At 68.9% G+C, this 21,012-nt stretch carries 20 protein-coding genes; 9 read left to right on the forward strand and 11 right to left on the reverse strand.

The annotated features are described in order from the left end of the window. Positions 1-346: 346 nt before the first annotated feature. Positions 347-1,111, forward strand: a complete 765-nt coding sequence (locus HUA75_RS19485) for a J domain-containing protein (protein WP_141642942.1) — start codon at positions 347-349, stop codon at positions 1,109-1,111. Positions 1,112-1,138: 27 nt separating this feature from the next. Continuing rightward, on the forward strand, positions 1,139-1,906 hold the full coding sequence (locus tag HUA75_RS19490) for a CvpA family protein (RefSeq protein WP_141642919.1): 768 nt from the start codon (positions 1,139-1,141) through the stop codon (positions 1,904-1,906). Here the strand turns inward: HUA75_RS19490 and clpX are convergent. Beyond that, positions 1,896-2,969, reverse strand: coding sequence for an ATP-dependent Clp protease ATP-binding subunit ClpX (gene clpX, locus HUA75_RS19495; protein ID WP_174487252.1), 1,074 nt, complete (start codon positions 2,967-2,969; stop codon positions 1,896-1,898). The genes HUA75_RS19490 and clpX overlap by 11 nt on opposite strands. A 226-nt stretch (positions 2,970-3,195) precedes the next feature. On the opposite strand from clpX, the gene speA reads away from it, so the two are divergent. Continuing rightward, entirely contained in the window at positions 3,196-5,202 is a 2,007-nt protein-coding gene (speA, locus tag HUA75_RS19500) for a biosynthetic arginine decarboxylase (RefSeq protein ID WP_141642917.1), read from the forward strand. A gap of 76 nt (positions 5,203-5,278) precedes the next feature. Here speA and HUA75_RS19505 read toward each other — a convergent pair whose 3' ends face one another. The 5 genes from HUA75_RS19505 to HUA75_RS19525 form a co-directional block, all read right to left on the reverse strand. Next, positions 5,279-5,806 carry a hypothetical protein gene (locus tag HUA75_RS19505; RefSeq protein ID WP_141642916.1) on the reverse strand — a complete coding sequence of 176 codons (528 nt, stop codon included), beginning with the start codon at positions 5,804-5,806 and terminating at the stop codon, positions 5,279-5,281. A 120-nt stretch (positions 5,807-5,926) separates the two neighbouring features. Continuing rightward, positions 5,927-6,361, reverse strand: a complete 435-nt coding sequence (locus HUA75_RS19510) for an OsmC family protein (RefSeq protein ID WP_141642915.1) — start codon at positions 6,359-6,361, stop codon at positions 5,927-5,929. A gap of 38 nt (positions 6,362-6,399) precedes the next feature. Beyond that, positions 6,400-7,623: a deoxyhypusine synthase family protein gene (locus HUA75_RS19515; RefSeq protein WP_141642914.1), complete on the reverse strand. Its 1,224-nt coding sequence runs from the start codon at positions 7,621-7,623 to the stop codon at positions 6,400-6,402. 58 nt (positions 7,624-7,681) lie between these two features. Beyond that, positions 7,682-7,960 carry a hypothetical protein gene (locus HUA75_RS19520; protein ID WP_174455018.1) on the reverse strand — a complete coding sequence of 93 codons (279 nt, stop codon included), beginning with the start codon at positions 7,958-7,960 and terminating at the stop codon, positions 7,682-7,684. 12 nt (positions 7,961-7,972) lie between these two features. Then, positions 7,973-8,443: an Rrf2 family transcriptional regulator gene (locus HUA75_RS19525; RefSeq protein ID WP_174487253.1), complete on the reverse strand. Its 471-nt coding sequence runs from the start codon at positions 8,441-8,443 to the stop codon at positions 7,973-7,975. 81 nt (positions 8,444-8,524) lie between these two features. Here HUA75_RS19525 and HUA75_RS19530 point away from each other — a divergent pair, with 81 nt between their 5' ends. Beyond that, positions 8,525-9,343 carry a PHP domain-containing protein gene (locus tag HUA75_RS19530; RefSeq protein ID WP_141642911.1) on the forward strand — a complete coding sequence of 273 codons (819 nt, stop codon included), beginning with the start codon at positions 8,525-8,527 and terminating at the stop codon, positions 9,341-9,343. Between the two features lie 187 nt (positions 9,344-9,530). Further along, on the forward strand, positions 9,531-10,499 hold the full coding sequence (locus HUA75_RS19535) for a deoxyhypusine synthase family protein (protein WP_141642910.1): 969 nt from the start codon (positions 9,531-9,533) through the stop codon (positions 10,497-10,499). A gap of 11 nt (positions 10,500-10,510) precedes the next feature. Here the strand turns inward: HUA75_RS19535 and HUA75_RS19540 are convergent, their stop codons facing one another. After that, positions 10,511-11,983 carry a D-arabinono-1,4-lactone oxidase gene (locus HUA75_RS19540; protein ID WP_174487254.1) on the reverse strand — a complete coding sequence of 491 codons (1,473 nt, stop codon included), beginning with the start codon at positions 11,981-11,983 and terminating at the stop codon, positions 10,511-10,513. A 212-nt stretch (positions 11,984-12,195) separates the two neighbouring features. On the opposite strand from HUA75_RS19540, the gene HUA75_RS19545 reads away from it, so the two are divergent. Continuing rightward, positions 12,196-13,872, forward strand: coding sequence for an arylsulfatase (locus HUA75_RS19545; protein WP_174487255.1), 1,677 nt, complete (start codon positions 12,196-12,198; stop codon positions 13,870-13,872). 27 nt (positions 13,873-13,899) lie between these two features. Here HUA75_RS19545 and HUA75_RS19550 read toward each other — a convergent pair whose 3' ends face one another. Next, positions 13,900-15,306, reverse strand: coding sequence for an aminotransferase class V-fold PLP-dependent enzyme (locus HUA75_RS19550; RefSeq protein ID WP_174487256.1), 1,407 nt, complete (start codon positions 15,304-15,306; stop codon positions 13,900-13,902). 56 nt (positions 15,307-15,362) lie between these two features. Between HUA75_RS19550 and HUA75_RS19555 the strand changes: the two genes are divergently transcribed. After that, positions 15,363-15,590, forward strand: a complete 228-nt coding sequence (locus HUA75_RS19555; protein ID WP_141642906.1) for an amphi-Trp domain-containing protein — start codon at positions 15,363-15,365, stop codon at positions 15,588-15,590. Positions 15,591-15,597: 7 nt separating this feature from the next. On the opposite strand, the gene HUA75_RS19560 is transcribed toward HUA75_RS19555, so the two are convergent. Further along, positions 15,598-17,163, reverse strand: a complete 1,566-nt coding sequence (locus HUA75_RS19560; protein WP_174455014.1) for a methyl-accepting chemotaxis protein — start codon at positions 17,161-17,163, stop codon at positions 15,598-15,600. Between the two features lie 247 nt (positions 17,164-17,410). On the opposite strand from HUA75_RS19560, the gene HUA75_RS19565 reads away from it, so the two are divergent. Further along, a complete protein-coding gene (locus HUA75_RS19565) occupies positions 17,411-17,782 on the forward strand; it encodes an NADH-quinone oxidoreductase subunit A (protein WP_141642904.1) in 372 nt (123 codons plus the stop codon). Positions 17,783-17,788: 6 nt separating this feature from the next. After that, positions 17,789-18,352, forward strand: a complete 564-nt coding sequence (locus HUA75_RS19570; RefSeq protein ID WP_141642903.1) for an NADH-quinone oxidoreductase subunit B — start codon at positions 17,789-17,791, stop codon at positions 18,350-18,352. 82 nt (positions 18,353-18,434) lie between these two features. Here the strand turns inward: HUA75_RS19570 and HUA75_RS19575 are convergent, their stop codons facing one another. Beyond that, positions 18,435-18,803, reverse strand: a complete 369-nt coding sequence (locus HUA75_RS19575; protein ID WP_254627644.1) for a PaaI family thioesterase — start codon at positions 18,801-18,803, stop codon at positions 18,435-18,437. Further along, positions 18,793-20,934 (reverse strand): sulfatase-like hydrolase/transferase, encoded by a 2,142-nt coding sequence (locus tag HUA75_RS19580; RefSeq protein WP_174487258.1) that lies wholly within the window; start codon positions 20,932-20,934, stop codon positions 18,793-18,795. The genes HUA75_RS19575 and HUA75_RS19580 overlap by 11 nt, the downstream gene beginning before the upstream one ends. Positions 20,935-21,012: the final 78 nt, after the last annotated feature.

Below are 21,012 nucleotides of genomic sequence, written 5' to 3' on the forward strand. Positions count from 1 at the left end.
GCCTCCGCCCGTCGCGCCTCGCGCCATCGTGCCGCCGCCACCTCCCGTCGCTGGCGCCGCGCCCCATGGTGCGGTGCCGAGCATTCCTCCTGGAGTCCCGTCCATCGCGCCCGCGGTGCCGAGCATCGCCCCGGCGGCCCCCTCCGTCCGTCCGGCGACCACTCCCCTGGCGGGACCGCCCCACACCACCGTTCCGAGCATCGCCCCGGCCGTACCGCCGCAAGGCGCCGCGCCACGGGGTCCCGCGCTCACGCCCCGTCCACCTCCGACGCTCGCCGTCGGACAGGTCGTCCCGCCTCCGCCGCCGACCCCAGCTCCGCAGGCACGTCCGGGCGCACGGCCCACGATGTCGCTGCCGGCACTGGCGCCCTCGGACCTGCCGCCCCGACCTCCCGCCGCGGCCACCGTCCCGGGCATCCCGCCGATGACGGCGCCCCGCGTTCCGGCCATCAGCCCCATGGTGCCGCCCATCGCGCCGGCGGTCCCTTCCATCGCGCCCATGGCGCCGCCTCCACCGCCGAGCGCGGCCAAGGGCCCGGGCCTGGATGAACACCAGCTCGCGGACCTCCAGTCGCGCTGCGCGAAGCTGGACCAACTCGACTACTTCGAGGTGCTCCTGCTGGAGCGCACGGCCACTCCCGCCGACATCAAGAAGGCGTTCTACCGGGAGAGCCGCACCTACCATCCGGACCGCTTCTTCCACATCGACGACAAGCAGCTCAAGGAGCAGGTGCACGAGCTCTACAAGCGCGTCACCGAGGCCTATTACGTCCTGCGCGACGACACGAAGCGCAAGAAGTACCTCGTCGATGTGACGGGCGCGGAGCGCGCGCAGAAGCTGCGCTTCACCGAGGCGTCCGAATCCGAGACGAAGGCCGCCGCGAAGAAGGAGCAGGAAGAACAGATTGGCACCCACCCCAAGGGGCGCCAGTTCTACCAGCAGTCCCAGAAGGACATCGACGCCGGCAACTGGTCCGCCGCCGAGCGCAACTTGAAGATGGCCCTCACCTACGAGCCCTCCAATCCCCGCTACAAGGAGAGCCTGGCCGAGGCGCAGAAGCGCCTGTCTGAAGAAGCCAAGGCCAAGGGCGACTCGTTCAAGATTCGCTGACGTCGTCCGGAGGCGCGGCAAAGCCCCATGGTCATCGACCTCATCATCCTGGGCATGGTGCTCTTCTTCGGGCTCATCGGCGCCCTCACCGGCGCCTCACGCCAGGTGGCCAACTGGGTGGGCCTGGCGCTGGGGTTTTTCGCCTCGCGCCGGCTGGGCCCCTTCGTCGCCCCCCGGCTGGCGGAGGCGCTCGACGGCCCGCTGCTGCTGGGCCTCCTGCTGGGCACGGTGCTCCTCTTCGTCGGCGTGTGGCTCACCGTGCGCTACGCGCTGGGCACCCTGCTCCAGCGCTTCCTCGCCACGGGCAAGCAGAACGAGAACCGGGGCATCGACCGGTTCCTCGGCTTCGTGCTGGGCGCGGGGAAGACGGCGGCCTTCGCCTGGATGGCCCTGAGCGCGATGACCTTCTTCGAGCAGCACGTCATCGTCGCCGGCAAGCGCATCGGCGTGTCGCCCAAGGACTCCCTGGCCGCCCACGCCGCGCGCCGCTACAACCTCTTCGAGATGACCCAGTTCGCCCCCATGGACGACATGGTCCAGGTGGCCAAGGCCGCGGGGGACCCGGAGCGCGCGGCGTCACTGAAGAACGACCCCGCCTTCAAGGCCCTGCGCAAGGACCCGCGCTTCCAGCGGCTCCTCCAGGACGACAAGGTGAAGCAGGCGCTCGTCCGGGGCGACACGGCCGCGCTCCTGCGCAACGACCTGGTCCTCCAGCTCATCCAGGACCCGGACATCGCCGCCCGACTGGGAGCGGCGGCCCGGGCCTCGGAGCATGCCGGGGACGTCATACGTTGAGCTGCACGGCGTCCAGCCCCACCAGCCGGGGACGCACGTAGTCCGCGTCCACCTTCAACTGCCGACGCCGACGCTCGGGCGCCTCGAACATGATGTCCGCCATCACGTGCTCCAGGATGGAGCGCAGGCCACGAGCCCCCAGCCCGCGCGACACCGAGTAGTGCACCACCTCGCGCAGCGCCGCGTCGTCGAACTCCAACTCCAGCTCGTCCATGGCCAACAGCTCACGGAACTCCCGGACGATGGAGTCCGGCGGCTCCGTGAGCACACGGATGAGGTCCGCCTCGCCCAGCAAATCCAACTGCACCACCACGGGCAGGCGGCCGAGGAATTCCGCCAGCATCCCGAACTCCACCAGTTGCCGGGTGCTGATGCGCTTGCGGAGCCGCTTGGAGGCGTCGTCCGCGCCGAAGCCCAGGGGCCTGCAGGACGCCTCGTCGCCGGCGTCGTGCAAGTCACTGAAGGTGCCCGCACAGATGAAGAGGATGTCCCGCGTGTCCACCTGGACGAAGTCGCTCTTGTTCCAGGCCTGGGTGACGTTGAGCGGCACGTACACCTCGCGGCCCTCCAGGAGCTTCAGCAGGGCCTGCTGGACGCCCTCTCCACCGATGTCCCGGCTGCCCGCACCGTTGCGGGCGCCCTGGGAGCGGCGGGCAATCTTGTCCACCTCGTCCACGAAGATGATTCCCCGCTGTGTGTCCTCGACGGAGTGGTTCGCCTTGAGGAGCAGGTCGGAGATCATCACCTCCACGTCTTTGCCGTAGTAGCCCGCCTCCGTGTACTCGGTGGCGTCCACGGTGGTGAAGGGCACCTGGAGGATGTCCGCCAGGTTGCGGGCGATGTGCGTCTTGCCGCTGCCGGTGGGGCCAATGAGCAGGATGTTGGATTTCTTGATGAGCGACTGCCGACGCAGCCTCCGGGCCTGCACGCGCTTGAGGTGATTGTGGGCGGCGATGGCCACCGCCCGCTTGGCGGCGTCCTGGCCGATGACGTAGCGGTCCAGTCGCTCGAAGATTTCCCGAGGGGTCAGCGGCGCTTCTTCCCTGCGTGCGGACGACTCCATGTACCCTTCCCTTCTATCCACGCGTCCTCCCGACACTCCGTCCAAAGGGTAGGAATCAGATGGAAGGTCCGCCCGCCAGGACAGGGGCCCGGGGTGGTCGCCTGCCCGCCAGCTTGCTGTCCCTTCAGCCGGCTGTTGTATGCGGGGGGGCTTTCCTATAGTTCCCGCGCCCCTCCAGTGTTGACTGGAGTCCACCCTCCATTTCCCTGGGAGCCTCGAACCGCCGATGCCCGCAAACGCCCCTCCGCACCGCTGGACCCTCGCTGACGCGCACGAGCTCTATGGAATCCGGAACTGGGGCTCGCCCTACTTCGGCATCAACGACAAGGGCCACGTCTGCGTCCATCCGGACGGCCCCCAGGCCCCCAGCATGGACTTGAAGGACCTGGTGGACGAAGTTCGTCGCCGGGGCATTGGACTGCCGCTGCTGTTGCGCTTCACGGATGTGCTGCGCCACCGCGTCGTCCACCTCAACGAGGCCTTCCGCAAGGCCATGGCCGACCAGGGCTTCAAGGGCGGCTACCGGGGCGTCTACCCCATCAAGGTGAACCAGCACCGCTACGTGGTGGAGACCATCATCGAGGCGGGCAAGGGCTACAACTACGGCCTGGAAGCCGGCAGCAAGCCGGAGCTGATGGCGGTGATGGCGCTGTTGGAGAACGAGGAAGCGCTCGTCATCTGCAACGGCTACAAGGACGAGGAGTACATCGAGACGGCCCTCTTCTATTCGCGCCTGGGCCGCAACGTCATCCTCGTCGTGGAGAAGCCCAGCGAGCTGCCCCTCATCGCGGAGGTCTCGCGCCGCACGGGCATCACCCCGCGGCTGGGCATGCGCGTGAAGCTGTCCACCCGTGGCGCCGGCAAGTGGGAGGCCAGCGGTGGAGACCGCTCCAAGTTCGGCCTGTCCTCGTCGGAGCTGATGAGCTGCATCAGCTTCATGAAGGACACGGGCCTGCTGCCCGCGTTCGAGCTGCTGCACTTCCACCTGGGAAGCCAGATCTCCAACATCCGCAACGTGAAGAACGCGCTGCGCGAGGTGGGCTGCTTCTACGTGGAGGTGGCGCGTCAGGGCGCGCCGTTGAAGTACCTGGACGTGGGCGGCGGCCTGGGCGTGGACTACGACGGCTCCCAGACGAACTTCGCCTCCTCCATGAACTACACGACGGAGGAGTACGCCAACGACGTCGTCTTCGGCGTGATGGAGGCGTGTGACCGCGCTGGCGTGCCGCACCCGACGCTCGTCTCCGAGTCGGGGCGCGCCGTCGTCGCGCACCACGCGGTGCTGGTGGTGGACGTGCTGGGCACCAGCGAGTTCGACCCGGCCCACGTGCCGGACAAGGTGGACGAGAAGGCGCCCTCCGTGGTGCGCAACCTCCTGTCCACCTTCCGCGAGGTGACGAACAAGAACCTGCTGGAGGCGTGGCACGACGCGCAGGACGCCAAGGAGGAGAGCCTCACCCTCTTCTCGCTGGGTCACCTGTCGCTGGAGCAGCGCGTGGCGGCCGAGAACATCTACTGGGCCACCTGCCACAAGATCATGCGCATCGCGAAGGAGGCCGGCGAGATTCCCGAGGAGCTGGACTCGCTCGAGAAGGCGCTCAGCGACACGTACTTCTGCAACTTCTCCGTGTTCCAGTCGCTGCCGGACTCGTGGGCGATTGACCAGCTCTTCCCGATGATGCCCATCCACCGGCTGGCGGAGAAGCCGACGCGCCGCGCGACGCTGGCGGACATCACCTGCGACTCGGACGGCAAGATCGAGCACTTCATCGACAAGCGCGAGGTGAAGGACGCGCTGGAGCTGCACGCGCTCAACGATGACGACTACTACCTGGGCATCTTCCTGGTCGGCGCGTACCAGGAGATCCTCGGCGACTTGCACAACCTCTTCGGGGACACGCACACGGTGCAGGTGTCGCTGGCGCCCAACGGGGGCTACCTCATCGACCACGTGGTGGCCGGTGACACCGTGACGGAAGTGCTGAACTACGTCAGCTACAGCAGGGATGACCTGGTGGCCCGGCTGCGCAAGTTCACCGAGATGGCGCTGCGCCAGGGCCGCATCTCCCTGGACGAGTCGCGCACCCTGCTGCGCATGTACGAGGACGGCCTGTCCGGTTACACGTACCTGGAGCGCGGCGTGGACGCGACCTTCGCGGGCAGCGCCAGCCAGCTCCGTCTGGTGCCGGTGCCGGACGCCACCCGTCCTCCGGTGTCTCCGTCGGGCACGTAGTCACTTCGCCTTCGACGCTTCAAACCCCGCCCTCCGCCGCGCCCCTCCAGGGGAAGCGTCGGGGGGCGTGGTGTTTTCAGTAGCTGGCGATGGCGGGCTCCCCGGCGCCGAAGGGCGTGGGCTCGTCCGCGAAGGCGACATCCGCCGCGCGGGCGCGCAGCCGCTGGAGCCCCGCCTGTTGCAGCTCACCCCGGGCGACGAGCGACTCGAAGTCGAAGCCCGCCAGCCGCAAGTCGTGAAGCTGGAGCCGCGCCAATGTGCTCCACAGGGACATGCGGCCCTCGGTGGCCGTGCACAGGCCCTCCAGTTCGATGAGGCGACTCAAGGGCGAGTAGCGCACCCAGTGGCCGTTGAGCTTCAGGCGGCCCGCCTTCTCCATCACCCACGCGACGCGGGACTTGAGCGGGTCCTTGCGCAGCTCCAGGGCCCGCATCACCGCCTCGAGCGTCCGCTGGTCCTGGCGCAGCTCCGGGATGAGCGCGGCCAGGAAGTGGCCCACGGGGTTGCTGTGATTCTCCGACTCGGTGCGCCGCGCCAGCGCGATGCCCGCCACCGAGCCCGCGTGGTGATCGCTGAGATAGATACCCAGTCGCTTCGCATCCATGCCGCCCCTCCCGGCCACGCGGCCCACACCGCCGCGGGGGAAGGGTTCTCACGCGGGAGCCTCCGGGCAGCAAAGGCCCGGAGGCTCCACTGGAGGACGGCCGGACAGCCGGGCGCCGGCTCAGTCCGGGTAGCTGAACGTCAGCGGCAGCTTCACTTCGGGGTGGAGGCTGCGAGCCACCGGACACTCACGGCCCACCTGCTCCAGGCGAGCACGGTGCTCGGCGGACAGGCCCGCGGGCATCTGGATGTCCAGCACCAGTTCGCCAATGCGGCGCGGCGGCGGCGTCATCCGCTTCTCCACCTTCGCGCGAATCTCTCCCAGGGCGATGCCCTCGCGCGAGGCGAACAAGTGCATCGTCGTCACCGCGCAGGACATCAGCGCCGCGCCCACCAGGTCCGTGGGCGAGAAGCTGCCGCCGGTGCCGCCGTTGTCGCGAGGCGCCTCCGTCTGGAGACCCGCGCTGGAGGGGCCGTGGGTGAGCTGCGTCTTGAACTGGGCGTGGCTGACCAGGGTCATCACCACGCCGGTGGCAGGGGGCTGTTGCGTGCTCATGGGTCGGAAGCTCCTTGGAGCCTGGGGGCCTGGGGCGTTCAGCGGACGTAGGCTTCGTGCTTCTTCGCGTCCTTCTTGGTGGAAGGCTCCGCCTCCTCCACGCTCCAGTCCAGCGTCTTCATCAGCGCCTTGCTGCGCTTCTTCACGTCGGCGTCGAGGAAGGTGATGGCCTCCGGCAGCCGGTCCATCAGCCGCATGGGCTTGCGCTTGTTCTTCGGCTCGTTGAGCAGCGCGTGCGTCAGCCAGGGGAACACCGCCGTCACGTCGCAGTGGACGTAGACGGAGCCCGTCTCCACCGCCTCCACGGAGACCTTGCCCCAGGTGTGGCCCTCGCCCGCGGGGCAGCTGGACAGCGCGCCGTTGTCCACCGGGTCCACGCAGAACTGCACGTCGATGTCGAAGCCCGACGTGGGGACGTTGAGAATCTGGTCCAGCAGCGGCTCACCCTGGAGCGTGTAGTTCTTCGGCACGCCGCCGCCCAGAATCCAGATGGCCAGCCGCTTGCTGCCGTTGTGCCGGCAGAAGTGCTGCATCGCCGCCATGGAGTAGACGTCATCGTTGATGTCGAGTTCGAACTTGAACTCGGGCCCGAGCAGGCGCTTGAGCTTGACGATGTTCAGGAAGATGGAGCCGTCCTGCACCGCGCCCACCCAGATGGGGACCGCGTGCTTGTAGCAGGTGGACAGGAGCGACGGCTGCTTCACGCCCAGCTGCTTTTCGATTCCGTGGATGGCCTTGCCGAGCAGGAAGTGGAACTCCGGCGTGGTCATCTTCTTCTGGAACTCGGGCTGCCGGATGATGGCGGAGAAGAGGCGGTCGGTGTCGAGCAGCGCCTCCTCCCAGAAACCCAGGTCGTAGATGCGGATGATGCGCGCCAGCCGATACTGGAGGTCGCCCGCGTTGGGGTTCACCTCTCTGATGGCGTGGCCGATGATGCGGTGGGCGTCGTGGTACAGATTCGCGCCCGTCGTGGTGATGGCGGAGATGACGCCCTTCTCGATGAGGGGAATCAGACAGCTCTGGTGCAGACCCGCCGGCGTCATCGCGCCCGACAGCGTGAGGAAGATGGACGCGTCGTCCTCCATCGACTTGGACATCAGCTCGAACGCGGTGCGCTCCTGGCGGCCCACGTAGGCGCTGAAGGCGTGGGCGAGCAGTTCCGCCGGCCTCTCCTTGCCGGTGATGGGACGGGGGTCCGCCTTGCGGGCGCCGGAGTACGCGGAGCGGAGGGACTTCTTCGGGTTCGAGGAGGTCTTGGCCATGGCGCGGCGATCTAACACCGCCCGCCCGCCAAGGGGAGCACCGCCTGAGCCCCCGCCCCTACTTGTCGCGCTTGCGACGGCTGCCGCGCTTCTGGGGGGCGGCGTCGACGGCGGGCGCGCTCAGCACCCGCTCCCGGACCTGCTCGGGCGTCAGGTCCCCGGTGTCCGCCACCACACAGGAGACGAAGGCCAGCTCCGCGAGGGCCCTCCGGGCGCGCTCGCGCTCGGCGGAGTCCTTGGAGCCCAGCGCCTCCGAGGCCGCGGCCACGTAGCTGCTGGCGAGCGACTCGAAGAGGTACACCCGGTTCTCGATGCTCGTGTCGGATTTCTTGGCCATGGGGCGGGCAGTCTAGGCCCGCGCCGTCACGGCCGGCGAGCCGGTTTCCGACGGGGTCCGCAGCTCTGTCATCGCCAGACGGTCCAGCGTGGTGGAGCGGTACACGTCCAGCATCCGCTGCTGCCCCAGCTTCCAGACGCCGTACATGGTGCAGCTGCCGGTGGCCTTGCATCCATCGTGCTGCGTGTCCTGGCAGACATTGACGTGGACGGGCCCTTCCACCGCCTCGATGACCTCCAGGAACGTCACCTCGCGGGCGGGCCGGGACAGCGCGTAGCCCCCGTGCGCGCCCCGGGTGGACCGCACGAGCTTCTGGGAGACGAGGACCTTGAGAATCTTGGCGAGGAAGTCCTCGGGCACGTCCATCCGGCGCGCGATTTCCCGGAAGGGAACCATGCGCTCCAGGGGTTGTGAGGCCAGGAAGGTCATGGCCCGCAGCCCGTACTCAATCTTTCGTGAGATTTGGAGTGGGTGCTGCGGCATCGCTCTTGACGTTGTCCGTGGTTTGAAGAAGAGCCTAGGTCGCGACAGTGCGGCTTTCAACCGCTCGCCCCGGAGCCCGAGATGATCGACCTGCACTCCCACACCACCGCCAGCGACGGCCAGTACACGCCCACGGAGCTGATGGCGCGCGCGGCGGCGGCGGGGGTGACGGTGCTGTCGGTGACGGACCACGACACGGTGGCGGGGCTGGCGGAGGCCGGCGAAGCGGCGCGCGCTCACGGCGTGGAGCTGGTGCCGGGCATCGAGGTGTCCGCCTTCGTCCTGGGTCGCGAGGTACACATCCTCGGGCACTTCGTGAGGCCGGACGACGAGGACCTCGCGCGGTTCGCCCAGCGCCTGCGCGGCGAGCGCGAGCAGCGCATGGAGGCCATGGTGGCCCGGATGCAGCAACTGGGCTTCCCGGTGCGCATGGAGCATGTGCTGGCCGTCGCGGGGGATGCGCAGTTGGGCCGGCCGCACCTGGCCCGGGTGCTGGTGGACCAGGGCTGGGCGGTGGACATGAAGGCCGCGTTCGACCGCTTCCTGGGGACGCGGGGCATGGCCTGGGTGGAGCGCTTCAAGCTGGACGGCGCGGACGCCATCCGCCTCATCCGCAACGCGGGCGGCACGGCGACGCTGGCGCACCCGGGCTCGTCCAAGGCGGAGCGGATGGAGATTCGCGAGCTGACGAAGGCGGGGCTCTCCGGCCTGGAGGTGCTGCACGCGGACCACAACCCGGGGCTGCGCCAGAAGTACCTGGCGCTGGCGAAGGAGCACGACCTGGTGCCCACCGCGGGCAGTGACTTCCATGGCGAGGCCGTGTCGCCCGAGCACCGCCTGGGCACGGCCGCGATGCCGCCGGAGCTGTTCGCGAAGCTGAAGTCCCGCGCCGCCGCCTGAGTTCCCTGCCCGCCGAGCAGGCCCGCCGCCCATGTTGCGGCGCGTGGGTGAAGCGAATATACGAACCCCGCCGAGCCACCCGACGCTTCGATGGCGGTGCCAGTCCGGACCGTAGAGCGTTCAGGCGTGGTGTGTTCCTGGCGACAGCCCCCGCGCTTGTACCTCGTGGTCGCCGGGAGCAGCACGCATGGGAATCAGGGACTTCTGTCGGACGCACTTCCGTCACTTCAACGCCGCCGCGCTCGTGGACGCGGCCGAGGGTTACCGCCGTCACGTCGATGGCGGCGGAAAGATGCTGGTGACGCTGGCGGGGGCCATGAGCACGGCCGAGCTGGGCATCTCCCTGGCGGAGATGATTCGCCAGGACAAGGTCCACGCCATCAGTTGCACCGGGGCGAACCTGGAAGAGGACCTCTTCAACCTCGTGGCCCACGAGGCGTACGAGCGGGTGCCGAACTACCGGGACCTCACGCCCGCGGATGAGCTGGCGCTGCTCGGACGGCACATGAACCGAGTCACCGACACCTGCATCCCGGAGATGGAGGCGATGCGGCGCATCGAAGCGGTGGTGCTCGAGGAGTGGATGGCGGCGGACCGCGCGGGCGAGCGCTACTTCCCGCACGAGTTCATGTACCGCGTGCTCCGCGGCGGCAAGCTGGAGTCGAGCTACGAAATCGACCCGAAGAACAGCTGGCTGCTGGCCGCGTGCGAGAAGAACCTGCCCATCTGGGTGCCGGGCTGGGAGGACGCGACGCTCGGCAACATGTACGCGGGGCACTGCATCTCCGGGGACGTGAAGAACGTGCACACGGTGCGCACGGGCATCGAGGCGATGCAGACGCTGGCGGCCTGGTACACGGACGTGGCTCCGAAGACGCCCGTGGGTTTCTTCCAGATTGGCGGCGGCATCGCGGGCGACTTCCCCATCTGCGTGGTGCCCATGCTGCATCAAGATTTGCAGCGCACCGGCGTGCCGCTCTGGGGCTACTTCTGTCAGATCAGCGATTCGACGACGAGCTACGGCTCGTACTCGGGCGCGGTGCCGAACGAGAAGATCACCTGGGGCAAGCTGGGCCTCGACACGCCCAAGTACATCGTCGAAAGCGATGCCTCCATCGTCGCCCCCCTGCTGTTCGCCTACGTCCTGGACCAGTAGCGCGCGGCGCTTCAGCCCCAGGAGACGACGGGCTCCGGTGTCGGCGCGCCTTCGTCCCGCGTCTCCAGCCTCCGCGTGGGGCCGAAGACGCGGGCCACGAAGTCGTTGACGAACTTCCCATCGGGGTCCTGGGCGCGCTGCACGGTGCGCAGCGCGTGCCAGCGCACGCCATACATCCGCTCCATGTCCTCCTCGGTGGCGCGCGTCGCCTTCCCCAGATGGACCTGTCCGCCGTACTTGAGGAAGATCTGCTCCGCCTCCGCGAAGACGGAGCTCGAGTCGACGGACAGGCTGGGCGCCAGCTCGATGAAACACGTGCGCCGTCCCACGCCCGGCCCCACCGTGGCCATGGAGGTCGCGGGCGTGAAGCGCACCTCGACGATGCAGACGAAGCGCCGTCGCTTCAGCAGGTCGAACACGTCCTGGAGACACCGCTGATGCACGGCGAAGGGCACGCCGTACTCAATCTCATCGTGGTGGTAGAAGAGCTGGCGCGAGAAGGCGGAGCACATGGGAAGCACCGTCTTGCGTCCCTGCTGCGTGAACTTCATGAAGAACAAGCCGACCTTCGCGAAGGGCTCCGTCAACATCAGCACCCGGGACAAGCCGAGCAGATAGCCCGACAGCGACATGTCCAGCAGCTCCAGCCCCATCTTCCGGAGGTGCCAGAACCGCGATGGAGGCCGCGTCGACCGGTTCCACACGTTCATCCGGACGTGCTCCGCGTCAATCCCGCCCACGTAATAGAAGCTGACGTGGTCATTCGTGCCGAGGATTTCGTCCAGGTGGTCCTCGGCCCACCGACGCGGGACGACCTCCAGGCGCTTCTCCAGGTTGAACGCGGGGACACACTGGAGCTCCAGCTCGGTGACGACGCCGCAGGTGCCAATCGAGCCCGCCACCGCATGGAACCCGGGCGTGCCGCGCCGGAGCGTGCGCGCCTCGCCCGCGGCGTCCACCACGCGCAGCGACAGCACCTGCTCGGAGAGGAAGCCATGCGACCTGCCCGTGCCGTGCAGGTCCGTGCCAATCAGCGCCCCCAGGCTCTGCGCGTTCGTGGACCCGAGCACTGGTAACGCAAGGCCGTGCTCCAGGAGCCGCCGGGTGAAGTCGCGCAGCCGGATGCCGGCCTGGACGCGCACCACGCGCCGCCCCATGTCGACCTCCAGGACGCGGTTCTGCGCATCGAGCGAAATCAGGGTCCCCTGGGTCAGCGGACAGCGGTTGAACGAATGTCCCCCGCCCACGACGCGGACCTTCTCCGACTCACGGACGATGCGACACAGCTCCGCCTCCGTGCCCGGCGTCTCGAAGCGCTCGGGCTGACATTCGAAGGTCCGGCTCCAGTTGCGCCAGGTTCCACGCCAGCGGGCAAAGTGACCTTCGTGCAGTGTCTTGGTGCCACCCGACGCGACATAGACAGCGGTGTTGAGCGTGTTGATGCGCCACGTGCGCGCGATGCGGCGAATGCGGTCCAGCGTCATGGGTCCCCCCTCGTTTCTTGAAAGAGGGAGGCGCAACGGCCGCGGGTGTGAGTCATTGGGGCGGGGCGACGCTCGCCTGGACGCACGGGCTCGGGAACGGAGCCGGCCGACCACTGCCCCGCAGGGCAAGTCGCCTCTCACACCACCCCGCCTCACCTTGCCTGTCGGCCGGACGGATTTCACCGACGGCGGGACAGCGGGGGGCGGAGCGAATGGCGTTCATCGGAAAATCCAAGAACAAGGGCAACGGCAACGGCAACGGCCACGACAGCAAGCAGCCGGGGAAGAAGCCGAACATCCTGGTCATCTGGGGTGACGACATCGGCCTGTGGAACGTCAGCGCCTACAACCAGGGAATGATGGGCTACCGGACGCCCAACATCGACCGCATCGCGAAGGAGGGCGCGATGATGACGGACTGCTACGGCCAGCAGAGCTGCACCGCGGGCCGCGCCGCCTTCATCACCGGCATGAACCCGCTGCGCACGGGGCTCACGACCATCGGCATGCCAGGCGCCGCCTACGGCCTCCAGGACTCGGACCCCACCATCGCGGAGCTGCTCAAGCCCCAGGGCTACGTGTGCGGGCAGTTCGGCAAGAACCACCTGGGCGACTCGAACCGCTACCTGCCCACGGTGCACGGCTTCGACGAGTTCCACGGCAACCTCTACCACCTCAACGCGGAGAACGAGCCCGAGTGCCCCGACTACCCGAAGGACCCGGCGTTCAAGGAGCGCTTCGGTCCGCGAGGGGTGCTCCACTGCTGGTCCACGGACCGCGATGACCCGACGGAGGATCCACGCTGGGGCCGCGTGGGCCGGCAGAAGATTGTCGACACCGGGCCGCTCACGACGAAGCGCATGGAGACGGTGGACGAGGAGTTCCTCAAGTCCTCCCTGTCATTCATGGAGCGCGCGGCGAAGGACGACAAGCCCTTCTTCCTCTGGCACAACAGCACGCGCACCCACGTGTGGACGTTCTTGCAGGAGAAGTACCGCAACAAGACGGGCAAGGGCCTGTACGCGGATGCGATGACGGAGCTGGATGACCACGTGGGCATGCTGCTGAAGAAGCTGGATGACCTGGGCATCGCGGACAACACCATCGTCGTGTTCTCCACCGACAACGGCGTGGAGAAGATGGGCTGGCCCGACGGCGGCAACTCGCCCTTCCGGGGCGAGAAGGGCTCCACGTGGGAGGGCGGCGTGCGTGTCCCCTGCGTCGTGAAGTGGCCCGGGGTCATCGAGGCGGGCACCGTCATCAACGACATCTTCGCGCACGAGGACTGGATGCCGACCTTCGTCGCGGCGTCGGGCGGTCCCGAGGACATCGTGGACAAGTGCAAGCAGGGCCACACGGTGGGGAAGAAGAAGTTCCGCGTGCACCTGGATGGGTATGACCAGCGCGGGCTGCTCGCGGGCAAGGAGCCGGGACAGCGACACGAGTTCATCTACGTGCTCGACAGCGGCAACATCGCGGCGGTGCGCTACGACGACTGGAAGGTCATCTTCAGCTACCAGGATGGCCGGGGCCCGGACATGTGGTTCAGCGGCAAGCGCTTCAACCCCTCCTGGCCCTACATCCTCAACCTGCGCTCGGACCCGTTCGAGGAGGCGCTCTTCTCCGGCCTGTACACGCAATGGTACGGCCAGCGCATGTTCCTCTTCGTCCCGGCCCAGGCGCTGGTGAAGAAGTTCGCGGAGAGCCTCATCGACTACGTGCCCAGTCAGGCCCCGGGCAGCCTGAGCATCGGCCCCCTCAAGGACAAGGTGAAGGAGAAGATGAAGGAGGCTCAGCGCGACGGGAAGTCGGAGGTCGGCGACCAGGTGATGGCGCTCGCCAACGAGGTGGAGGAGGCCCTCCACCGCTTCCAGCAGAGTCACGCCTGAGCCCGCGCCCAGGGCCTCGTGACGTGACTACGAGGCCCTGAGCTCCTCCGCCGCCGCGAGCACCTCGTGAACCACCGTCGCCACGTCCTCGGGCGTGGTGCGGTGGTTCACGAAGCAGGCACGCAGGAAGAAGCGCCCCTCCAGCGTCGCGTTGGAGAGATAGACACGGCCCCGCCGGTTGATTCGCGCCAGCAGTCGCGTGTTGAAGTCGTCGAGCCCCGCGTCCGGAAGTCCGCCCGTGTAGCGGAAGCACACCGCGCTCAGCGTCGCCGGGGAGCGCAGCTCCAGTCCCGCCGTCTCCCGGACGAGCGCCTCCAGGCGCTCCGCGTTCCGCACGTCGCGGCGGATGGCCTCGCGGAACGCGGCGAGCCCATGGAAGCGGACGGAGAGCCACACCTTCAGGGCTCGAGCGCGACGTGACAGCTCCATCGACTCGTCGAAGAACGCGAAGCCCTCCACCGGGTCCGCGTTCAGGGCGCGCGCATAGTCCCCCGTGAAGGAGAAGGCCCGCCGCGCGGCCTTCGCGTCGCGGAACAGCAGCACGCCGCAGTCCGCTGGCTGATAGAGCCACTTGTGCGCATCCATGGACAGGGAGTCCGCCAGGCCCAGTCCCTCGAAGCGCTCCGGGAAGGCCATGGCCGCGAGCGCGCCGTAGGCGCCATCCACGTGCATCCACAGGCCGTGCTCGCGCGTGAGCGCCGCCACCGCCGTCAGGGGGTCCACCGCGCCGGTGTTCACCGTGCCCGCCGTCGCAACCACGGCCAGGGGACGTAGGCCCGCGGCCTTGTCCTCCGCTATCGCGCGAGCCAGCGCGTCCGGACGCATCCGCCACTGCGCATCCGTGGGAATCAGCCGCAGGTTCTTGCGCCCCAGGCCCAGGAGCGCGACGGCCTTGGGAATGGACATGTGGACTTCAGCCGACGCGTACACCACGCCGGACGGCGCGCCGTCCTCATTGGCGGGAGCGAGCGACTCACGCGCCATGGCCAGGGCCATGAGGTTGGCGGAGGAACCTCCCCCCGCGAAGCTCCCGGTGAAGCCCTCGCAGCCCACCGCGCTCGCGAGGCTCCGAATCACCGAGCGCTCCAGACTCACCACCGTGGGCGCCGAGCGCCACGCGGTGACGTTCTGATTCACCACGCTGGCCACGTAGTCGCCGAGCACACCCACCGGCTCGCCCGAGCCGAACACGTAGGCGAGGAACCGCGCGTTGCCCGCGCGCGAGCCCTCCATGAAGGGCCGCAGCGCATCCAGCGCGGCGTCTCCGAGGCCCTGCTCGGGGAGCCCTTCGGAGAACATCGCCTCCGATGCGGCGCCGGTGATGGAGGGCGCGATGGGGCGTGAGTCGAGCCCTTCGAGCCACTCCTCGGCCAGGGTGGAGACGCGGTCAGCCAGACGCCGGAAATGCGCGGGGGACAGTTCGAGCGAGCCCATGGGCGCGCACAGTAATGAAGTTCGACGGGTTTGCACGTCGCTGGCAGGATGAAGCGATGGCGAAGCGACCCAAGCGTGACATCGAGAAGGTCTATCCCCGCGCGCAGTTCGTCGCGAAGCTGCGACGCCTCGCGGACGCGGTGGAGAGCGGCAAGGGGTTCAGCATCCAGGTGGCCGGCGAGCGCCTGCACGTCCCCGCCCATGCGCACTTCAGCATCGAGCACGAGCGCGAAGGCGACGTGGACGAGTTGGAGCTCCAGGTCCGCTGGACGCGCGACGAGTAGGCGCCTCTCAGCTCCGCGTCGTCTTGAAGCGGCTGGTGACGGCGGTGAGCCCCTCGGCCACCGCCTGGAGGTCCTGCGCGATGCGCGTGGTGCGGCCCGTGGCGTCCACGCCCTGCTTCACCAGCTCCGCCACGTTGCGAGCGCCCTGCACCGCCTGCTCACTGGACTGACGCTGCTGCCGCGTGGCGATGGTGATCTGCCGCGCGGCCTCGCTGGTGCCGCGCGCCAGCTCCACGATTCGCTGGAACACCGAGGAGGCCTGTTCCGCCACCTCGACGCCCCGGTCGCTGGTGGCCATACCCACGCGCGCCTTGGACGCGGCCTCCTCGCCGGAGTCCTGCACCTTCTCGACGATGCGGCCGATGTCCCGCGCGGAGGCCGACACGTTCTCCGCCAGCTTGCGCATCTCCGCCGCCACCAGCGAGAAGCCCCGCCCCACCTCGCCCGCCTTGGTGCCCTCCAGCGCCGCGTTCAACGCCAGCAGGTCCGAGCGCTCCGCCACCTGATTGATGACGTGGGCAATCTTGGACACCTGCTGCAGGTCCTGGTTGAGGCCGACAATCGCGTCCGCCACGCCCTTGGACTCGGTGCGGATGTCGTTGATGCCCGCGACCACCTGCGCCACCACCGCCATCGCCTCGGCCACGGCCTCGTGCGTGCGACGGGCGCTCGACTCCACCACCTCCGTGGAGCTGGAGATCTGCTCCGCCGTGCGGCTCAGCTCCTCGAACGTCGCGGCGATCTGCTGCGCGTACGCCGCCTGCTGACTGATGACGTGCTCCTGGTCCGCGGAGGCGCCCAGCAGTCCGCGTGATGCCCCGGACAACTGCTCCGTGCGCGACACCAGCTCCAGCACCGTGATTCGCAGCGTGCCGAGCATCTGGTTGAAGGACTGCGCCATCAACCGCACCTCGCCCGTGGCCGGCACGTCCAATTCCACGCGCGACACGTCTCCACGGGCCACGTCCCGCACCACGTCCGTCACCTGGGACACGGGCTCGACGATGGTCCGCCCGATGAGCGCCGCGAGCAGCAGCCCCAGCACCAGCGCGCCCACCAGCCCCGCCACCACGGAGCCCTTCAGCTCGGTGACGGAGGCCGCCGCCTCGTCCAGGCCCAGGCCCACGACATATGTCCGCTCGCCGCTCGCGCAGCGCACCGACACCTCGCGCAGCGCCAGGAGCGACGTCACACAGCCTTCCCGAGTCACCGCCGTCCGACCGCGCGCATGCTCGGGCAGCCGCGTCGCGGACTCGTACACGGGGCGGCCGTCCGGCCCGAGCAGCCCCTGATAGTTCACCGTGAAGCCACCCTCACCGTTGACGTCACGGGCCTCCAACTGGGCCAGCACGGTGTCCAGGCGCTCCTTGGAAGCCTCCGTGCCGTCCCACTCCCGCGTCGCCGGGTGGTTGGCCACGAGCGTGGCGAGGACCCGGGCCCGCTTCTGGAGCAGCTCCAGGGAGACCTCGCGCTGCCGGGCGGAGAAGTTCCAGATGCACAGGCCGATGACCGTGAGACAGGGCACGAGCACCGCGATGGCCACCTGCATCCGCAAGCCGAGCCGCCCCCACATGCCTGTCGTCTCCCAAGTGACGCGCTGATCGCCGGCCGCCGGCGCCGCCCGACGGTAGGCGTGCGTCCCCAGAAGCGTCAAACGAGCCCGCTGCTCGCGGGGCGTGCGGGGAACCGTCCCAGGCCCCCTGCTCGCCGCCGGAGTCGACAAGCCCTGCTTTTCATCGTTATCTCAAGGGGTTGCGGCACCGAGCAGGGGGACTTTCCCTTTGACATGGCAAGGCCGGTGTCATTAGGTTCCGCGCGCGATGACTCCCTCTCCCCTCTCGCCCTACCTGCCCCTGGCGGTGGTGCTGCTGCTGGCCGGCATCATGGGCGTCGCGATTCCTTTCATCACGTCGCTGCTGGGCCCCAGTCGCCCGAGCGCCATCAAGTCCACTCCGTTCGAGGCCGGCTCCGAGTCGAGCGGCCCGGCACGCCAGCGCTTCGCCGTGAAGTTCTACGTCGTCGCGTTGTTGTTCATCGTGTTCGACGTGGAAGCCGTGTTCATGTACCCGTGGGCGGTGAACTTCCAGGCGCTCGGTTGGTTCGGGTACGTGGAGATGCTGGTCTTCGCGGTGACCCTGGTGGTGGGCCTCATCTACGTCTGGAAAAAGGGCGCCCTGGATTGGGAGAGCTGAGACATCATGGCTGATTCAGACATCGCTCCAGTGCTGACGACCCGCCGCGACGAAGCCATGGGCTTCTTCCAGCGCATGGTCTCCAAGGGCCTGGGTTGGGCCCGCAAGTACTCGCTGTTCACCTACCCGTACGCCACCGCCTGCTGCGGCATGGAGTACATGTCCGTGGCGGCCAGCCGTCACGACATCGCGCGCTTCGGCGCCGAGTTCCCCCGCTTCTCGCCGCGTCAGGCGGACCTCCTGATGGTGGTGGGCACCATCAACCTGAAGCAGGCCCCCATCCTCAAGCGCGTGTACGAGCAGATGACCGAGCCCAAGTGGGTCGTGTCCTTCGGCGTGTGCGCGTCCTCGGGCGGCTTCTACGACAACTACGCGGTGCTCCAGGGCATCGACCGCATCCTCCCGGTGGACGTCTACATCCCCGGCTGCCCGCCCCGACCGGAGCAGGTGCTGGACGGTCTCATGCTCCTCCAGGACAAGATCGCCAACCAGGTCCACCGCATCGCGGACCGCGAGCAGCCCAACCAGACGGCCGCCCGGCACGACCTGCTCATCTCCATGGGCAAGTAGTCAAAAGCCTTCGTCTTGCTCCCGGGGCCCCGCGTGCCTCCCCTCCAGAGGGGTGGCGTCGGGGCCCCTGGTGTTTCCGCCCTCACCAGCGGTGGTACGCGGGGTGGCCTTCCTTCACCGCGACGAAGGTGCCCCGGCACAGCGCCGTCACCTTGCCGCCCGCGGTGAGCATGCCTTCAATCACCGCGCGGTCGCCCTTGAGCTCCACCGGCTTCGCCTCCAGCCGCACCGGCCCGGACATGGGCGTGGGGCGCTTGAGGGTGATGGAGTAGTCGGCCGTCACGGTACACGGCGGAGAGGACGCGCCCTGCGCCTTCATCAGGTGGTACGCCGCCGTCCAGTTGCAGTGACAATCCAGCAGCGCACCGATGATTCCGCCGTTGAGCACGCCCGGAAAGGCCTGGTGGTGCTCGGACGGCGTCCACTCGGCGACGACGAGGTCACCCTCCACGCGGCTGCGGATGCGCAGGCCCTGGGTGTTGGCCGGGCCGCAGCCGAAGCAGCTGTTGTGGGGGGCGTACTGTTCCTGGAGAGACGGGGCGTCTGGAGTCGTCGACATGGCCGGCCACCTTACGCGAGTCCCCTTCCGGCGTCCGTCCTCGCACCGTGTCCAGCCACGACTCCAGCGCCAGCGCGTCCAGCCCTTCACAGTCCCCTTCGCACACGCGCAGCAGGGTGCCATCCGCCTGCGGTCGGTCCACCCACCAACGCTGTCCGTCGAACGCGCCCCGGTCCTTCTCCAACACCACAGCTTCGTGCGCCGCGTCACCCAGCTCCACCACGCCGTCCGGGCGGATGCGGTACGCGTCGAACGCACGAGGCGCGCCGGGCCAGTGCCCCCTGTCGAACACCTCGGGCGAGACGTGCGTGAAGCCCGTCTCCGCGTACAGGTTCAACGGCGAAAGCGACTCACCGCGCAAGAGTGGCGCCAGGGACACGCCGTCCACACCGGAGAGCGCGGGCAGGCTCGACAACTCCAGCAGCGTGGGCCCCACGTCCACCAGACGCACCAGCGCCTCCGAGGTCGCGGGCGCACCCGCGCGTCCCTTCGGCGGTTTCACCGCGAGCAGGATGCGGTTCTCCAGCTCGGACAGCCGCGCGCCATGCACGGGCGTCGCGCCCGCCAGGTCCGGCCGGTCCTCGTGGAAGCTCTCGCCGTGGTCCGACATGAGGACGATGAGCGCGTCGTCATACCGCCCCGAGCGGCGCAGCGCGTCCAGCAGCATGCCCACCTGCGCATCCGCCTGGGAGATGAGCTCGTCGTAGAGCGCCTCCGCCCCGTCGCGACTCCATCCGCCCTTCGCGCCGGGAGACACGGGAGCGAAGTGCATGCGCAGCCGGCGCTCCAGGGGCTCGGACGACGACACGAAGCGCCGGTAGAAGGGATGGACGGGGTCGCCCGGGAAGTGCGCGGCGGTGGCGTGGAAGGCGAACAGCGTGGGGCCCTGGCTCGCCTCGTCGAGCAGCGTGGACGTCAGCCGCCCGGCGTAGCCCATGGGGTCATGGATGCCCGCCAGCGCGCGGTTGTCGATGAACTCCGGCACCCACGCGGCACCGACGGCATGGTCCGCGAAGACGCCCAGCGCGCGGTAACGCAGCTTCTCCAGGAGGAAGTTCACCGCGCCCCGTGGAGGTTGCAACCGGGTGGCGAAACCCGAAGCGGGCCCCTCCGCGTGGAAGCGCGAGCAATCCGTGGCGAAGACCGTGCGCCACCCCGCCCGAGCGAAGGACTCCGCGAAGGTGGGCTGGAGCTTCATCCGCGACTCGGAGGTCAGCGCGTAGCGCACGCCCGTCTCGTGAGGCCAGCGCGCGGTGAGCAGCGAGCGCCACGCGGGCTCCGTCTGGGCCACCGGCGTATACGCCCGCGTGAAGAGCGTGGCGTCCTCCACGAACCGGTCCACGTGCGGCGCCACCTCGCCGTTTCCGCCCAGCGTGCGCAGCCGGTCCGGCCGGAAGGCATCGATCCCGATGAGCACCACCAGCGGAGGACTGGCGTCCGTCGTCCCGCCACCGCCCGCGCGCCCCGCGACGAACAGCACCGCCACGGTGGCCACCAGTCCCAGGCCCACCTGGAGCCGGCGCTTCCACGTCCCCAGTCGGGCCAGGAGCACCGCGACATGCACCAGCGCGAGCAGCACCGCCGCCGCGCGCGGATGCCACGGTGCGCCATGGTCCACCAGCCAGGCCAGGAGCGGACGCACGGCGGGCAGGTCGTCGAAGAGCGCGGGCCGGGAGATGGCGCGGTCCCACGCCAGCAGCAGGACGAGCACGCACCAGCCCATCACCGTCACCCCCACCCCACCCCGCCCCCAGACGTGCGCGAGCCCCCACGCCACGCCCGCGAGCACCATCCCCGCCACCAGGTAGACGGCCGCCACGCGCAGGAGCAGGCCCGGGAGCACCGGCCGCACCGCCGCCGCCAGCGCCGCGTAGGGCCCGTCCACCGGGATGTCCACGCCGACCAGCCCCGAGCGCAAGAGCAGCCAGGACTCTCCCGCGAACAACACCAACCCCAGGCCCGCGCCCAGCACGAGGCGCCAACCGAGCGAACGGAACGGATGAGGAGGAACGGACTCAGCCATGCATCCGCGTGTATACCGCAACGCGACAGGCTCGCGAGGCAAGGACCCTTTCCGGCCCGGAAGGTGCGAGCGCGGTCC

Source organism: Myxococcus sp. CA040A (assembly GCF_013336725.1).
Classification (GTDB): Bacteria; Myxococcota; Myxococcia; order Myxococcales; family Myxococcaceae; genus Myxococcus; species Myxococcus llanfairpwllgwyngyllgogerychwyrndrobwllllantysiliogogogochensis.

Coding starts and splice junctions, on each gene's coding strand:
- HUA75_RS19485 (WP_141642942.1), top strand. CDS start 347: ATGTCGCTGCCGGCACTGGCGCCCTCGGACCTGCCGCCCCGACCTCCC.
- HUA75_RS19490 (WP_141642919.1), top strand. CDS start 1,139: ATGGTCATCGACCTCATCATCCTGGGCATGGTGCTCTTCTTCGGGCTC.
- clpX (WP_174487252.1), bottom strand. CDS start 2,969: ATGGAGTCGTCCGCACGCAGGGAAGAAGCGCCGCTGACCCCTCGGGAA.
- speA (WP_141642917.1), top strand. CDS start 3,196: ATGCCCGCAAACGCCCCTCCGCACCGCTGGACCCTCGCTGACGCGCAC.
- HUA75_RS19505 (WP_141642916.1), bottom strand. CDS start 5,806: ATGGATGCGAAGCGACTGGGTATCTATCTCAGCGATCACCACGCGGGC.
- HUA75_RS19510 (WP_141642915.1), bottom strand. CDS start 6,361: ATGAGCACGCAACAGCCCCCTGCCACCGGCGTGGTGATGACCCTGGTC.
- HUA75_RS19515 (WP_141642914.1), bottom strand. CDS start 7,623: ATGGCCAAGACCTCCTCGAACCCGAAGAAGTCCCTCCGCTCCGCGTAC.
- HUA75_RS19520 (WP_174455018.1), bottom strand. CDS start 7,960: ATGGCCAAGAAATCCGACACGAGCATCGAGAACCGGGTGTACCTCTTC.
- HUA75_RS19525 (WP_174487253.1), bottom strand. CDS start 8,443: ATGCCGCAGCACCCACTCCAAATCTCACGAAAGATTGAGTACGGGCTG.
- HUA75_RS19530 (WP_141642911.1), top strand. CDS start 8,525: ATGATCGACCTGCACTCCCACACCACCGCCAGCGACGGCCAGTACACG.
- HUA75_RS19535 (WP_141642910.1), top strand. CDS start 9,531: ATGGGAATCAGGGACTTCTGTCGGACGCACTTCCGTCACTTCAACGCC.
- HUA75_RS19540 (WP_174487254.1), bottom strand. CDS start 11,983: ATGACGCTGGACCGCATTCGCCGCATCGCGCGCACGTGGCGCATCAAC.
- HUA75_RS19545 (WP_174487255.1), top strand. CDS start 12,196: ATGGCGTTCATCGGAAAATCCAAGAACAAGGGCAACGGCAACGGCAAC.
- HUA75_RS19550 (WP_174487256.1), bottom strand. CDS start 15,306: ATGGGCTCGCTCGAACTGTCCCCCGCGCATTTCCGGCGTCTGGCTGAC.
- HUA75_RS19555 (WP_141642906.1), top strand. CDS start 15,363: ATGGCGAAGCGACCCAAGCGTGACATCGAGAAGGTCTATCCCCGCGCG.
- HUA75_RS19560 (WP_174455014.1), bottom strand. CDS start 17,163: ATGTGGGGGCGGCTCGGCTTGCGGATGCAGGTGGCCATCGCGGTGCTC.
- HUA75_RS19565 (WP_141642904.1), top strand. CDS start 17,411: ATGACTCCCTCTCCCCTCTCGCCCTACCTGCCCCTGGCGGTGGTGCTG.
- HUA75_RS19570 (WP_141642903.1), top strand. CDS start 17,789: ATGGCTGATTCAGACATCGCTCCAGTGCTGACGACCCGCCGCGACGAA.
- HUA75_RS19580 (WP_174487258.1), bottom strand. CDS start 20,934: ATGGCTGAGTCCGTTCCTCCTCATCCGTTCCGTTCGCTCGGTTGGCGC.